This is a genomic window from Anaerobacillus sp. 63XJN7_4_ISO-PGPR-S23-413, assembly GCF_056173725.1.
The window spans coordinates 986,532-1,000,375 of the sequence record NZ_CM149688.1; the positions used below are offsets into that span (position 1 = coordinate 986,532).

Genomic DNA, 13,844 nt, shown 5'->3' on the forward strand with positions numbered 1-13,844 from the left:
TGATGAATGTAATTAATTAACTAAATATTCAGAAATAAAATAGCGGGAGGGGGAATGATCTCGATGCAATCATTTGAGATGAGTGAATTTCAGGAGCGGATTCAGCGCACGAAGAGACGGATGGAAGCGGAAGGGCTTGAAGTGTTGTTGATCACTGATCCAGCAAATATGAATTATCTCTCTGGTTATGACGGTTGGTCCTTCTATGTTGATCAGATGGTCGTTGTCATCATTGATGAAGAGCATCCGCTCTGGATCGGCAGAAAAATGGATGCGAATGGTGCGAAAGCGACGACGTGGCTCTATCGTGAGAACATCATTTCCTATACGGATGACTATGTTCATTCAGACGTCAAGCATCCAATGGATTTTGTAGCAGATATTCTGCGACAAATTGGTCAGGGAAATCGCGTCATTGGTGTGGAGATGGGGGCTTATTATTTCTCGGCCCTTGCGTTCGAACATCTAAAAAAAGGACTACCGAATGCGGTTTGGAAAAACGCGACGCTGCTCGTCAATCATGTGAGGATGATCAAGTCAGATCAGGAAATTGCGTATATTCGCAATGCGGCAAGACTTGTTGAAGGTGGCATGACAAAGGCGATTCAGTCCATTGCAGAAGGGGTTCGTGAATGTGATGTGGTTGGCGATATTTATCAAAGTTTGATTCGTGGTACGCCTGAGTTCGGCGGTGATTATCCTGCTATTGTGCCCATGCTCCCTTCTGGTGAAAACACATGTACACCGCATCTAACTTGGTCTGATAAAAAGTACCGAGATAAAGATCTCGTTATTATTGAGCTGGCTGGCTGTTATAAACGATACCACTGTCCAATGGCTCGAACGGTATCGATCGGTCCTCAGGAAGATCGAGTGAACGACATCGCAAGTGTTGTCGTTGAAGGATTGAATGAAGCTCTTGCATTTGCGAAGCCAGGCGTCACGTGCGAGGAATTGGAGGAAGTTTGGCGCAGAACAATTGCGAAGTACGGTGTTATCAAGGATTCGCGGATTGGGTATTCCATGGGGTTGAATTATCCGCCAGATTGGGGTGAACATACGGCGAGCATCAGACAGGGGGATCGAACAGTATTGAAGCCGAATATGGCTTTTCATATGATTCCAGGAATCTGGTATGACGATTTTGGTATTGAAATTAGTGAGTCTTTTTACGTCACTAATTCAGGCATTGAGGTGCTGGCAAACATGCCGCGAAAACTAATTACCGCAACAAATCTTTTTGCGATGGATAATGATGCGGTGTAGGAGTGATGTGATGATTCTTTTAACAGAGGAAGAGATTCGAAAGCATGTTGGTCTGAATGCGGAGACCATTCAAGTAGTGGAGGATGCGTTCACGAGTCTTGCTACAAAGCGAGTAGAGATGCCTCCGATTATGCGGATCGATATTCCTTCTTACAACGGAGAAGTTGATGTGAAATCAGCTTATGTGGAAGGACTAGATTATTTCGCGATCAAAGTATCAACGGGTTTTTTTGATAATGACAAACGAGGATTACCTAGTGGAAATGGTCTTATGATGCTTTTTGACTCACAAACAGGAAAGCCTGAGGCGCTCCTTCTCGATAATGGATATTTAACGGATATTCGAACTGCAGCCGCAGGGGCAGTGGCGGCGAAGCATCTTTCAAGAGAAGACGCACGAACGGCAGGAGTTATTGGATCAGGAAGTCAGGCGCGCTATCAGCTTGAGACGATTTCACGCGTACGTCCAATTGAAAGACTACTAGTGTATGGGCGGAAGGAAGAGAACGTTGCGCGCTATATGAAAGACATGGAGGCTGGGCTTGGGATAAAGGTTGAGGCAGCGAGCGCGGAAGACGTTGTACGGAATAGCGATATTGTGGTGACAACCACCCCTGCGACAACCCCGATTATCAAAGAGGAATGGCTGCACAGCGGCCTTCATATTACCGCGATGGGATCAGATGCCGAAGCGAAGCAGGAGCTTGAAGCGGGAGTTCTAGAAAGGGCGGACCTTCTTGTATGTGATGTGAAAAATCAGTCTCGTATACTAGGAGAAATTCACCATGCGGTTAATAAGGAACAAATGATGAAGAAGGCAATTGAAATTGGTGAGATTACGGCGGGGCGTATGAAAGGCAGAGTGACTAACGAGCAAGTAACGGTATGCGATTTAACTGGAACGGGTGTCCAGGACACAGCGATCGCTCTGTATACGTACAACTTGCTTAAGGAAAAGAAAGCATGGGCATCCATTCACTAGTTAGAAAAAGGAGATGATGAAGATGAAGAAAACAAACAATGGGACAAAAGCGGTATGGGCAGGGGAAAAGGATTATCTTGTACATGGGGCCACTCAGGTTCCGGTCGTTCTTAGTGTAGCTTATGGGTATGACGATATGGACGAATGGTATGAAGTTGCGGTTGGAAACAAGAAGGGACATATTTACGGACGAAATACGAATCCAACTGTTCAGGCTTTTGAAGACAAAGTGAAAGCTCTTGAAGGGGCTGAGTCAGCTACTAGTTTCTCGACGGGGATGGCCGCCATCAGCAACACTCTCTCGACTTTTCTTTTGCCTGGCGACCGTATCGTATCCATTAAGGATACATATGGAGGTACGAATAAAATCTTCACCGAGTTTCTGCCAAGGTTGAACATCGAAGTCGTGTTATGTGAAACAGGAGATCACGAGATGATTGAGGAGGAAGTAGCAAAGGGATGTAAGATTCTCTATCTCGAGACACCAACAAATCCAACGGTAAAAATTACGGACATCAAGCGCATGGCGAAAGCAGGTCACGATGTTGGTGCACTTGTCGTGGTAGATAATACGTTCGCTACGCCAATTAATCAAAATCCGCTCGAGCTCGGTGTTGATCTTGTGCTTCATAGCGCAACGAAGTTTCTCGGTGGCCATGCCGATGCACTTGGAGGCGTTATTTGTGGAAGAAAAGAACTGATCGAGAAAATCTACCACTACCGAGAAATCAATGGAGCGACAATGGATCCGATGGCCGCATATCTCCTTTTAAGAGGTATGAAAACATTGCATCTAAGGGTGAAGAAACAGTGTGAAAACGCGATGAAGGTTGCGAGATATCTCCAAACTCAGGAGCTTGTAGAAGCCGTTTTTTACCCGGGGCTTGAAACGCACCCAGGCCATGAGATTGCGAAGAAACAGATGAAGGATTTCGGAGGAATGTTCAGCTTCTCTGTGAAAGGCGGCGTTGAAACGATGCGTCAGTTACTTCCAAAATTAAAATATGCCAACCGAGCGGCGAATCTCGGGGCGGTGGAAACGACAGTAGGACCTTCTCGTACAACGAGCCATGTTGAATGTACGCCAGAAGAGCGGGCACTTATGGGCATTCCAGAAGGTCTCGTCAGATATTCAGCGGGAATTGAGGATGTTGAGGATTTGATTGCTGATCTTGAACAGGCGTTCCAATCCGTATCCAGCGAGGCGAAGGTGTAGACAGAAGGCAAAGGAGGGACGGTCATGGCGCCGAAGCATACGGAAATGGAGCGAGCGGAGGCGATGAAGGAGGAGTTAGTAAGGTTTCGGCGAACGCTTCATGCGCATCCTGAACTGAGCTTTCAAGAGAAGCAAACGGCTGAATTCGTTGCTACAACTTTACGGGAAATCGGTGTGCCTCACATTCACGCGTGTGGGGGGCATGGAGTAGTTGGAACAATTAGTGGAGGAACAGGACCAACCATTGCCATTAGAGCTGACATGGATGCCCTCCCTATTCACGAATCAGGTACTCACGCCTATTGTTCGAAGCACGATGGCGTGATGCACGCCTGTGGTCATGATGCTCACACGGCGATGTTACTTGGCGTTGCGAAGCTGCTAGTTGAGGATCTGCGTAATGGAAGTCTTCATGGTACGGTGAAGCTCATTTTCCAACCTGCTGAAGAAGCAACGGATGAGAGCGGCCTTTCAGGTGCTTCTTATATGATTTTGGATGGGGTGTTAGACGACGTGGAAGCAGCTGTTGCGCTTCATGTATGTCCATGGCAGCCGGTAGGTGTTATTCAAGTAAATGATGGAGATAGCATGGCGAATGTCGACATATTTGAAGGAGTGATAACTGGCTCAGGGGGGCACGGAGGGTATCCTCATTTGGGATCGGATCCGATCTGGATGTTATGTTCTGTGCTTCCAGCGCTCTATAGCATTGTGAATCGTCGCATTTCGCCCCTTGAGACAGCAGTGGCAAGCATTGGTGAGATTCACGCTGGCAGTGCTAGCAACGTTATTCCAGATGAAGTGAGGATAGTTGGAACATTTCGGTCTTATTCTTCAGAAGCGAGAGAGAAATTAACCATAGAGCTTGAAAAAGCATTTAAGATAGCGGAGGCACTTGGCGGGACATATGAGTTTCATGTTGAGCATGGCGAGCCTGCTCTCAGAAATTCACCGCGCGTGAATCGCATCATTGAAAAGGTTGTGACTGAGTTAGATCCAGAAATGGAAATTGCGCATGGACCATTTGGCCTGGGCGGTGAAGATTTTGCCTATATGGCAGAGCGAGTGCCGGCAGCGATGTTTTTCCTTGGTAGTGCAATAAGAGACGGGATTAGTAGGGAGCTTCATACACCTATATTTGATATTGATGAACGCTGTCTTCCGATTGGAACAGCGATTCTAACGAAAACAGCGCACGAAATGCTTCAATCAATCTAAACGGAGGTGTCACAAGTGGCGCATCGCATCGCCTTCATAGGCTTTGGGGGAGTTGGTCAGGGGCTCGCCGACATTATTTTGAATTAAGGTCGATTATCAGGGTTTTATAGTAGAGCGCTATTTATTTCCCTTAGAAGGCACCATAAGGAAAAGGAGCGCTCTCTGATCGAAACGACTTCTGCACAAATTGCTGCTTCCAAGCAGGAAGATGATCACTAAGACTTTCTAAGCTCTAGTCTAGTAAAATAGTACAAAATTCGACTTCATTTATTAGAATCTTCTAAACTATTGTTTAAATTTCGTAAAAATCGGTTAAACTGTAATTAATCGCATAGAAAACGTTAACACGTTTCTATAAATATGAATGGAGGATTGGATGATGGAGAATCGAAACGTCTACCAAAATCAGATTTCGGAAAAGAGACAGGAAATGGTCGAACAGCTCATCGCACACATCAATGCTTCCAGTATCGAACAAAAACAGGACATTCTAAAGAAAGAAATTGACCAGGCCCTTGATTCTCGTGACCGCGAGTCATTCATGCAGCTAACCGATCGCCTTAATTCACTCACATAATGAAAAAGTTGGTATATATTCCAAACCGCTTGCTTATAATCTAGTAATCAAACACTCTGGAGGAGATGTGGATGCTAGATTTGGCAGCGGTTTTTTATGTTGTGATGGACTGGATGACCGAAAACAAAGGGTACAAACTTCAATCAGTCTTTCTCTTCGGTGGGCTAGGTCTATCTTTTGTAACTTATTTCTTATGGTACTTAAAAAAGGGATATAAAACGGTATGAAGTAGGAAGATGAACTGAATCTGATAGGGAACTTAACAGCTTATTTCCGCGGAAATTGAAATAATTCCGCGATAATCGGTTTTTTTCCGCGAAAACATCACTTAATTCCGCGAAACGCTCTTTTTATCCGCGAAATATAAAAAGACACCCCGTAGGGCATCTTTAAAAAGGAATCGTGATCTCCTTACTATTCGTGATCGTTTCTTTCTGGTCATCGAATACGTTGCTCGTGTGAATCGTAAGCGACTGGAGATTCTCAACGTCAGTTTCGTTCAATACGAAACCGAGCTGACCGATCCGTTCTTCACCCGGAGCAAAATCTCCGTAAAGACTCTCCAAGTAAAAATCATCGTCGTATCCTTTTTTCTCTCCATCACTCGTTTCAAGTAAGGAAACAGGAGCGAAGTTAACCGTTTCATCCGATGTGTTTTTCATATTGACCCGAACCTTCACATAGTTGAATTTCTCTTCATTCGTAGAATATCCGTGGAAGAAATCAATCAAGTCAGGGGAGGGCTCGTATTTCATTACTTTAACATCTGAAATAGTTAACTCAACATCACCAATTTCTGTTTTCTCGTTATAATCAGAAACAGCTTTTAACTTAATGGAACCGTCTGCATCCTGGAATGTTTGACCAACTTCTGTTAGCGAGCTGTCATCAGGCGCCTGAGGGCTGTCGATTACAATAGTATTCTCTTTTTGTTCACTCTTCGTTTCAGACTTTTCGGTAGTTGTAGAATTCTCTGTTTGTGATTCCGCACCCTTTTCAGTATTGTTCGCTGCACACCCTCCGAGAAAAAGGGATGCTGATAAAAGCGCAACAAGTACATAATTCACTTGAACCAAACTCCTTCATCAGTAAGAAAAGTCCCGATGCATTTAAAGCAACGGGAGTTTCTTCCTTATTTGTCTTTCTTGTGGTGATCGTTGTCATGGTCACGATCGTCATCTTCATCATGATCGTCGTCTTTCTCGTGATCGCCTTTCTGTTTCGCATTTAGAAGATCCATCACCAATTGCCCTGTTTCACTATTGTCGTGAAGACCTGCGAACTTTTCAGATTGTGGACCGTAAGCATAGACGTTCACGTCAACACCAGTATGTCCGCCAGTTGTCCAGCCAGTACCTGAACGGAGATCAAAGATTTTTTCAATGGCATTGTCAATTTCTACAACGTCATTCGTTTCAGTGGCTTTTTTGACAGAAGTGATTTCTTCAGATGTTAAGTCAAGATCGATGTTTTCGGTAAGTGTTTTCTCAACATCAGCGCCATCAGCGATCTGTGCTGCCATGTAGTCAGGTGTCTTTTTCGCTGCTTTTAGTGGGGCAGGATCCCATTTGTATTCACCGTCACGTCCCATTGCGAAGCCACCAGTAGAGTGGTCAGCCGTTGTAACGACGAGCGTATGCTTGTCCTTTTTCGCAAATTCAATCGCTGCTGCGTAAGCTTTCTCGAAGTCTTCCATTTCACTCATCGCTGCCACAGCGTCGTTATCATGACCAGCCCAGTCAATTTGACTACCTTCTACCATAAGGAAGAAGCCATCCTTATCTTCACTTAAGCGGTTAAGCGCGGCATCAGTCATTTCTTCAAGAGATGGTGTATCTTCTGTACGGTCGATCGCTTTATCCATTCCTTTTGGAGCGAAAAGGCCAAGGATTTGTTCGTTATGATCTTGATTAAGCTCATCCTTCGATGTTACATAGCTGTAGCCATCTTCTTGAAATTCTTCTGTTAGGTTGCGATCTGAGCGCTCGAAGTAAGATGTTCCTCCGCCAAGTAGTACATCTACTTTATGCTCACCGTTAATCATCTCATCATAATAATCGTCAGCGATGTCGTTGTAGTTATTGCGATCTTCATCATGCGCACCGAACGATGCTGGCGTTGCATGGTTAATTTGAGAAGTAGAGACAAGACCAGTTGCTTTCTTATTTTCCTTAGCTTCTTCTAGAACGGTCTTTACTTCGTTTTTGTCCACGTCAACTGATATCGCGCCGTTATAAGTTTTTACCCCTGCAGCCATTGCCGTTCCTGCTGCAGCAGAGTCCGTTACGCTTTCTTCAGGATCCCATGAATACGTTTCTTGAGCGCCTACTAGATACTCATCAAAAGCTGTTTTTTCCATATAAGGTGTTGTTTTATCATCCATAAATGAGCGGTAAGCCGTTGTATAGCCCGGCCCCATACCGTCACCGATTAAGAAAATGACATTCTCGATTTCATTCTTATTTTTTTTGATGTTATCGGATTTCGCTTCTGTATCTGTAGATACACCAGCATATCCTGCAACGGCTAATGATGAAATCACAGCGAATGGAATGAGTTTCTTTTTAACATTTTTAGTAAACATGTGTAGGTTCCCCCTGAATCATTTTTTCTCACAGCCCATAGTCTACGTGATAGATTTGAAGTGAATGTTAATAGATTGTAAGGATGCTATTAAGAAAATCGGGATTAAATAACTAGTCGTAATAAGATAGTGACCTGCGAATGACCGAATAAACTTGCGGTTTCGAGACTATTTTCACAGAACTAGTTATTTGAAGAGTACTTAGGAGTTAAGCGAATAAAGTAGTCAAGGACGGTTTCAAACTGTTAAAATTATCTTAATAATGAAACAGTTGGAGGAATGCTAAATGGATTTACTTATGAACGATTCTGTTATTTATGATTTTAATAAGTCTCATAAGCCAGTAAAAGTTGTTCCATCAGGCGCGACGATAGAAATTGTAACGTATGACTGTTTTGAAAATCAGCTTCAAACCGAAGAAGATGAGATTAGCGGGATTGATTGGAACCGAGTGAATCCAGCGACTGGGCCAATCTATGTGAATGAAGCAAAACCTGGAGATGTGTTAAAAGTGACGATTGAAAAGCTCGAGATTGGAGATCAGGGTGTTATGGTCGTTGGACCGGAGCTTGGTATTATGGGGCACCGTTTGAAAGAGATGGAGTCTAAGATTATTCCTATTCAAGATGGCGTAGCCCACTTCAATGGCCTTATGATTCCGCTCAATCCGATGATCGGAGTGATTGGAGTTGCGCCTGAAGGAGAAGGCATTTCATGCGGCACCCCTGGGGCTCACGGTGGAAACATGGATAACAAGATGGTAACAGTAGGAGCCGTGCTGTATTTCCCAGTATTTGCGGAAGGAGCACTGTTTGGATTAGGTGATTTCCACGCGGCAATGGGGGATGGAGAAGTCAGTGTATCGGGCATTGAAGTGCCTGGAAGAGCGACCGTTAAGCTTGAAGTGTTAGAGGGAGAGCCACTGGTTCAACCAATGTTAGAAAACAAAGAGGTTGTGACACAGATTGCCTCGGCCGAAACGCTTGATGATGCCGTGAAGCTTGCGACAGAGCTAATGGTTGAGAGGGTTGCTGAAAAAACAGGCATGTCCATTGGGGAAGCAACAATGCTGATGAGTGCCGTTGGTCAAGTGGAAGTCTGTCAGGTAGTGGATCCATTAATGACAGCTAGGTTCGCTGTACCGAAATGGCTAGAGAAGCAGCTTGGGGTGCGCTTGATTTGATTCGACAGCATTCGAGGGGATTCGGGTGGTGCCTGTCACTCGTAATGTCACGTAAAATGAAGCTTGCGATCTTATCTCTCATTGGCGCTCTTGTGCTTTTCTTCGCTATCATCACCTGGTTTTACCCTTATTCTTCTCTTAGTTTGCATCGATCAATCTCCTACAGCCCGGATCCTTATCTTGTAGAAGATTATACCGAGAAGATGAATGGATTAAGCAAGAAGTATGCTGAAGGCTCAGGGGATGATCTAACAATGGATCGTCTTCAATATATTTTGCAGATGTATGACCAAGAATGGCTTTTAAGCGAGAAGGCGGTCGTCATGACGAAAGAGGATCTTGATAATATAGCATTTGATGTCAAGCAAGCTCGAAATGTATTAATCGAGTTGTCTTTTGAAGAGACGTATTCTGCTGATGTCGAGAAACAATTGCGTCTTTCCATTGAGAACTGTCTTGCGATTGAAGAAAGTGTAGAAGAGCTGAAAGATACGAATTTCTTAACTCGAGAATTGCTACAAATTCAATACGGTAATCTTCATGGTACGTTTGATAGTAGCTTGAGGACACTGGAAACGATGTATGATAGGTATGAAAGGGAAATAGAACAAAGCGAATAAACAAACGCAATGCTTATGCAGCATTGCGTTTGTTTGATTCATTTCCATTGAAACGATGCACGGACAGCGTTAAACTAAATCTAATTACATAATGTGACACATTTCGGCGTAAGGCGGGCGGTGCCTGTCACCTGTCGAACAAAATAGGAGGAATACGATGGTACGTTTTGGTGTGGTTGGCACGAATAAGATTACGGATAATTTTCTCGCGGGGGCAAATGAGCTTAGCGAATTTAAGCTAACGGCAGTTTACTCTAGAACAGAAGAGAAGGCGCAGGCGTTTGCTGAGAAGCATGGGGCAGAAGCGACGTTTACGAGTCTCGAGGAGATGGCTAACAGCGATGTGATCGACGCGGTCTATATCGCGAGTCCGAATTCGCTTCATGCAGAGCAGTCGGTTATTTTCATGAATGCTGGGAAGCACGTGCTTTGTGAGAAGCCGATGGCGTCAAATAAGCGCGAGGTTACACAGATGGTTGAGGCTGCTTCTCGGAACGGGGTTCTTCTAATGGAAGCAATGAAGTCCACTGTTATGCCAAATATGCAAATGGTGCGAAAGAACTTGCATAAGATTGGACAGGTACGCCGATTTGTGGCGAATTACGGTCAGTATTCATCTCGCTATGATGCTTATAAAGAAGGAACGGTGTTAAATGCTTTTAACCCGAAATTCTCCAATGGTTCACTGATGGATATCGGCGTGTATGGTGTGTACCCCATTGTCTCAATGTTAGGAATGCCACAGTCGATTAAAGCAGAAGGCGTTATGCTTGAGTCTGGTGTTGATGGAGAAGGTAGTATTTTGCTTAGTTATGAAGACAAAGAAGCGGTGATCATGTATTCCAAAATCACAGATTCTCATCTTCCATCCGAAATTCAAGGAGAGAATGGTAGCATTCTAATCGATAAAATAGGTTCACCTCTTGATGTGAAAATCCACTATCGAGATGGATCAATTGAAGATCTTACACAGACCCAGTCTCATACGATGATGTATGAAGCGAAGGAGTTTATTGAGCTCATTCAGTCTGGTCAACTGGAGTCTTCGATTAATTCACACGAAAATTCTCTTTGGTCAGTGGAAGTCATGGATGAAGCACGTAAGCAAATCGGCGTCGTCTTTCCGGCTGATCAACGTTAAAAGAATCAGATCTTTAAATTCCAAGCCTGGCATGAGCGTTTTCCGCCTCATGCCAGGCTTTTTTTTATCAAGCGTTGCTAGGTAGTACGGTGGATTTTTTGATTGTGTTAAAAAAATTAGTAAGCCTTTTCATCCAGCCCGTTTGAACTAGTTTCAAAAGGGTACGATATTAATAGACTAGAAAATAATGGAGGGATGAAATTGGCTAGTAAATATGGAGAAGTTGTTCAAGAATCATTAAATGCACTACTCGAAGATGAATCGTTTTTACCAAATTTCAAGGACGAAGATCGTGAGAATGCGTTCAAGTCGCTTGAATCGATTCTCTCTACACCGAACCAAATTCAAAAATCATTTCTTCGCGTTCCTCTTGAGAACGGCAAGATTTTACGAATTCCCGCTTTCCGCGTACAGCATAATAATGCTGTCGGCCCGTATAAAGGTGGTATTCGATTCCATGAAACAGTTGAAGAGGATGAAGTGATTAACCTCGCGACGCTGATGACGCTTAAGAATGCGCTTCACGATGTACCATTTGGTGGAGGAAAAGGCGGCGTAGTGATCAATCCTCGTGAATTCTCTGAAAAAGAATTACATACGATTTCGAAAACGTACGTTCAAAATTTTTGCGATATATTAGGTCCGGATAAAGATATCCCTGCGCCAGATGTGGGAACAGGTGAACGAGAAATGGACTGGATGATGGGCGAATACAAAAACATTCATCAAGGTCGTCCTTATCGCGGAAGCTTTACTGGAAAAAGTCAGGTGAACGGTGGGTCGCTTGGTCGAAGAGAAGCGACTGGAAAAGGGGTTTACTATACGCTTCGTTACATGCTTCATAATTTTGTGAAGGAGAATGAAGAGTGGTTTAAGAAAAATGAGAACCGATTTGCGAAGACGGCGCTTGAGCATTCGAAACGCCCTCTCACGATTGGTATTCAAGGGTTCGGTAACGTTGGGTCTGTTGCGGCACTTGAATCCTACAGCTGTAACTATTTAGATACTAAAGTTGTAGCGGTAAGTGATCGTAACGTTACGCTTTATAATGAAGATGGACTTGATGTGAAGGCGCTTATTGAGTTCACTTCTAATCATGATGGAGATTTGCCGACAACGGATGAAGCGTTGAGCCAAAATAATATTAAAGCTGACATTCAAGATCGGGAGGATGTGCTTTATCTTGATACAGATATTCTGATTTTAGCTGCACTTGAAGACCAAATCCATGAAGACAACGTCGATAAAGTGAAAGCGCGTATGATCGTAGAAGGAGCGAATGGTCCGATTACCCTTGGCGCCGACCGAAAGCTTAGTGAAGATGGTGTGCTCGTTATTCCAGATATCCTGGCGAATGCCGGCGGTGTTATCGTATCGTATTTTGAATGGCTACAAGGAAGAGAAACACAGTTCTACAGTGAGGAAGAAGTATTCTCGCTTCTCTTTAAGAAAATGAAGGAAACGATGGACGAAATTTATCCGCAGTTCTTTAGTGATCCATTTGCCCTTAGACAGAATTGTTATATTCACACCGTGATGAAGCTTTCGAATATTCTTTATCGTCATGGGAAGCTCTATTAATTTAGGAAGAGAGCCCTCTGTTATTTTCGACGGAGGGCTTTTTTTGTTTTGTGATGCCTTCATTCGCGAGTAGATCGTGTCTTCTTTCTCACAAAAAAATACGAAATGAAAATAATCGCCATTATCCCAATGCTAATAAATAGTCCAATCCGTTCACTTTCTTGAAAAGCAGCCCCTGCTATAACGATGAAAATGAGAACAATGCCGAGGACGGAGGTGAAGGGCGCTCCAATCATTTTAAAGTATCTTTTCTTCGTTGGTGTTTCAATGTAATGACGGCGGTTTTTGATTTGGGAAGAGAGGATGACCACCCAGTTTAGAATCAACATAATCCCTGCTGCTGTTGTTAAGTATTCATACACTTTATCGGGTAACACGTAAGATACGAAAATCATGATGCCGAGTGCGATAGCATTCAAGGCCAATGCCCGTGTGGCAACGCCCTTTTTCGTGTGTTGATCAAGTAATTTAGGAGCATCTCCAGCGTGACTAAGAGAGACAAGCACCTTCGTAATGGAAAATAAGGCTCCAACCATTGTGGAAAAAGCAGCGGTGATTAAAATGATCGTAAATATCGATCCGATAAAAGGAATTTGAAACTGCGAAAGGGCGGTGACGAATGGGCTTTCCTCTTCGCTAATCACCGTCCATGAAACCATATAGAGAATAAAGAAAATCGATAACAGATAGAGAACGGTCAAAATCACAACGGTAGCGAGTCCTGCTTTGGGTGTTTCATCTTTATGTTTAAGCTCACTCGACATTAACCCTACGACCGCAATCCCTCCAAACGAGAAGAGAACGAAGATCATCGCAGACCATGTACCCATTAAGCCGTTTGGAAAAAGGGAGATCATCTTCACTGTGTCGGTTTGAACAGAGGACGCTGGCGCAACTACATCAAATAAAAAGAGTAAGCTAAAGCCAATAAATCCGATGAGTGTGGCTAGTTTTACTACAGCAAACAGTGATTCTAGTGTACTGAAATTGTTCACCCCTAAGAGATTAATCCCTATCCCAAGTGCTGTATAGAGGATCATCAATAGCCAGAGCGGTGAAGAAGGGAACCAATACTGGGTGAAAAGCCCTAGCGCTGTAATTTCACTCGCCATAATGAGCAAGCCTGACACCCAGTACATCCATCCGCTCATGAATCCCATTGAATGACCGAAAGCCATTTGAGCATAATTTCTAAAAGAACCCGTCTCTTTGTCATGGACAGACATCTCAGCGAGTGCGCTAAACACGAGAAAGGCGATAACACCGGCAATTAAGTAGTCGATCAGAACAGAAGGACCTGCTCGTTCAATGGATAGACCGGTACCAAGAAAAAAACCAGCTCCGATAATAGAGCCTATTCCAATAAGCGTTAGTTGCCACCAGTGAAGCTGATGGTCATCGCCTTTGTTCGCTTTCTTTTCCTGAGCACGCTGAACGGTTTGCTGAACAATATGTTCATTTCTCATACGGACTACC

Annotated in this window: 13 protein-coding genes; 10 read left to right on the top strand and 3 right to left on the bottom strand. The window is 43.9% G+C overall.

What is annotated here, in order from left to right; genetic code table 11:
* The first annotated feature begins 63 nt into the window (after positions 1-63).
* The 6 genes from AC0VYO_RS05380 (at position 64) to AC0VYO_RS05405 (ending at position 5,486) form a co-directional block, all read left to right on the top strand.
* Complete coding sequence (locus tag AC0VYO_RS05380) at positions 64-1,266, top strand: M24 family metallopeptidase (RefSeq protein ID WP_430244643.1); 1,203 nt, start codon at positions 64-66, stop codon at positions 1,264-1,266.
* Between the two features lie 10 nt (positions 1,267-1,276).
* Positions 1,277-2,248 carry a cyclodeaminase gene (locus AC0VYO_RS05385; protein WP_475366794.1) on the top strand — a complete coding sequence of 324 codons (972 nt, stop codon included), beginning with the start codon at positions 1,277-1,279 and terminating at the stop codon, positions 2,246-2,248.
* Positions 2,249-2,261: 13 nt separating this feature from the next.
* On the top strand, positions 2,262-3,464 hold the full coding sequence (locus AC0VYO_RS05390; RefSeq protein ID WP_430244637.1) for a cystathionine gamma-synthase family protein: 1,203 nt from the start codon (positions 2,262-2,264) through the stop codon (positions 3,462-3,464).
* 24 nt (positions 3,465-3,488) lie between these two features.
* On the top strand, positions 3,489-4,682 hold the full coding sequence (locus tag AC0VYO_RS05395) for a M20 metallopeptidase family protein (RefSeq protein ID WP_475368569.1): 1,194 nt from the start codon (positions 3,489-3,491) through the stop codon (positions 4,680-4,682).
* A gap of 379 nt (positions 4,683-5,061) precedes the next feature.
* Positions 5,062-5,259 carry an IDEAL domain-containing protein gene (locus tag AC0VYO_RS05400; protein ID WP_427392031.1) on the top strand — a complete coding sequence of 66 codons (198 nt, stop codon included), beginning with the start codon at positions 5,062-5,064 and terminating at the stop codon, positions 5,257-5,259.
* A 71-nt stretch (positions 5,260-5,330) separates the two neighbouring features.
* The gene (locus tag AC0VYO_RS05405; RefSeq protein WP_194220587.1) at positions 5,331-5,486 is read left to right on the top strand and encodes a hypothetical protein; all 156 of its coding nucleotides are present in this window, start codon (positions 5,331-5,333) and stop codon (positions 5,484-5,486) included.
* A gap of 162 nt (positions 5,487-5,648) precedes the next feature.
* On the opposite strand, the gene AC0VYO_RS05410 is transcribed toward AC0VYO_RS05405, so the two are convergent.
* The gene (locus tag AC0VYO_RS05410; protein ID WP_475366796.1) at positions 5,649-6,326 is read right to left on the bottom strand and encodes a DUF4352 domain-containing protein; all 678 of its coding nucleotides are present in this window, start codon (positions 6,324-6,326) and stop codon (positions 5,649-5,651) included.
* A 65-nt stretch (positions 6,327-6,391) separates the two neighbouring features.
* Entirely contained in the window at positions 6,392-7,843 is a 1,452-nt protein-coding gene (locus AC0VYO_RS05415) for an alkaline phosphatase (RefSeq protein WP_475368570.1), read from the bottom strand.
* Between the two features lie 286 nt (positions 7,844-8,129).
* Between AC0VYO_RS05415 and AC0VYO_RS05420 the strand changes: the two genes are divergently transcribed.
* From AC0VYO_RS05420 to AC0VYO_RS05435, 4 genes are all read left to right on the top strand, one after another.
* Entirely contained in the window at positions 8,130-9,026 is an 897-nt protein-coding gene (locus AC0VYO_RS05420) for an acetamidase/formamidase family protein (RefSeq protein WP_475366798.1), read from the top strand.
* Between the two features lie 44 nt (positions 9,027-9,070).
* Complete coding sequence (locus AC0VYO_RS05425) at positions 9,071-9,646, top strand: hypothetical protein (RefSeq protein WP_475368571.1); 576 nt, start codon at positions 9,071-9,073, stop codon at positions 9,644-9,646.
* Between the two features lie 157 nt (positions 9,647-9,803).
* Complete coding sequence (locus tag AC0VYO_RS05430) at positions 9,804-10,787, top strand: Gfo/Idh/MocA family protein (RefSeq protein ID WP_475368572.1); 984 nt, start codon at positions 9,804-9,806, stop codon at positions 10,785-10,787.
* Between the two features lie 201 nt (positions 10,788-10,988).
* Positions 10,989-12,368: a Glu/Leu/Phe/Val family dehydrogenase gene (locus tag AC0VYO_RS05435; RefSeq protein WP_475366801.1), complete on the top strand. Its 1,380-nt coding sequence runs from the start codon at positions 10,989-10,991 to the stop codon at positions 12,366-12,368.
* Positions 12,369-12,427: 59 nt separating this feature from the next.
* Here AC0VYO_RS05435 and AC0VYO_RS05440 read toward each other — a convergent pair whose 3' ends face one another.
* Positions 12,428-13,834, bottom strand: a complete 1,407-nt coding sequence (locus AC0VYO_RS05440) for an amino acid permease (RefSeq protein WP_475368573.1) — start codon at positions 13,832-13,834, stop codon at positions 12,428-12,430.
* Positions 13,835-13,844: the final 10 nt, after the last annotated feature.

Coding starts and splice junctions, on each gene's coding strand:
- AC0VYO_RS05400 (WP_427392031.1), top strand. CDS start 5,062: ATGGAGAATCGAAACGTCTACCAAAATCAGATTTCGGAAAAGAGACAG.
- AC0VYO_RS05385 (WP_475366794.1), top strand. CDS start 1,277: ATGATTCTTTTAACAGAGGAAGAGATTCGAAAGCATGTTGGTCTGAAT.
- AC0VYO_RS05440 (WP_475368573.1), bottom strand. CDS start 13,834: ATGAGAAATGAACATATTGTTCAGCAAACCGTTCAGCGTGCTCAGGAA.
- AC0VYO_RS05430 (WP_475368572.1), top strand. CDS start 9,804: ATGGTACGTTTTGGTGTGGTTGGCACGAATAAGATTACGGATAATTTT.
- AC0VYO_RS05395 (WP_475368569.1), top strand. CDS start 3,489: ATGGCGCCGAAGCATACGGAAATGGAGCGAGCGGAGGCGATGAAGGAG.
- AC0VYO_RS05380 (WP_430244643.1), top strand. CDS start 64: ATGCAATCATTTGAGATGAGTGAATTTCAGGAGCGGATTCAGCGCACG.
- AC0VYO_RS05390 (WP_430244637.1), top strand. CDS start 2,262: ATGATGAAGATGAAGAAAACAAACAATGGGACAAAAGCGGTATGGGCA.
- AC0VYO_RS05405 (WP_194220587.1), top strand. CDS start 5,331: ATGCTAGATTTGGCAGCGGTTTTTTATGTTGTGATGGACTGGATGACC.
- AC0VYO_RS05415 (WP_475368570.1), bottom strand. CDS start 7,843: ATGTTTACTAAAAATGTTAAAAAGAAACTCATTCCATTCGCTGTGATT.
- AC0VYO_RS05420 (WP_475366798.1), top strand. CDS start 8,130: ATGGATTTACTTATGAACGATTCTGTTATTTATGATTTTAATAAGTCT.
- AC0VYO_RS05425 (WP_475368571.1), top strand. CDS start 9,071: ATGTCACGTAAAATGAAGCTTGCGATCTTATCTCTCATTGGCGCTCTT.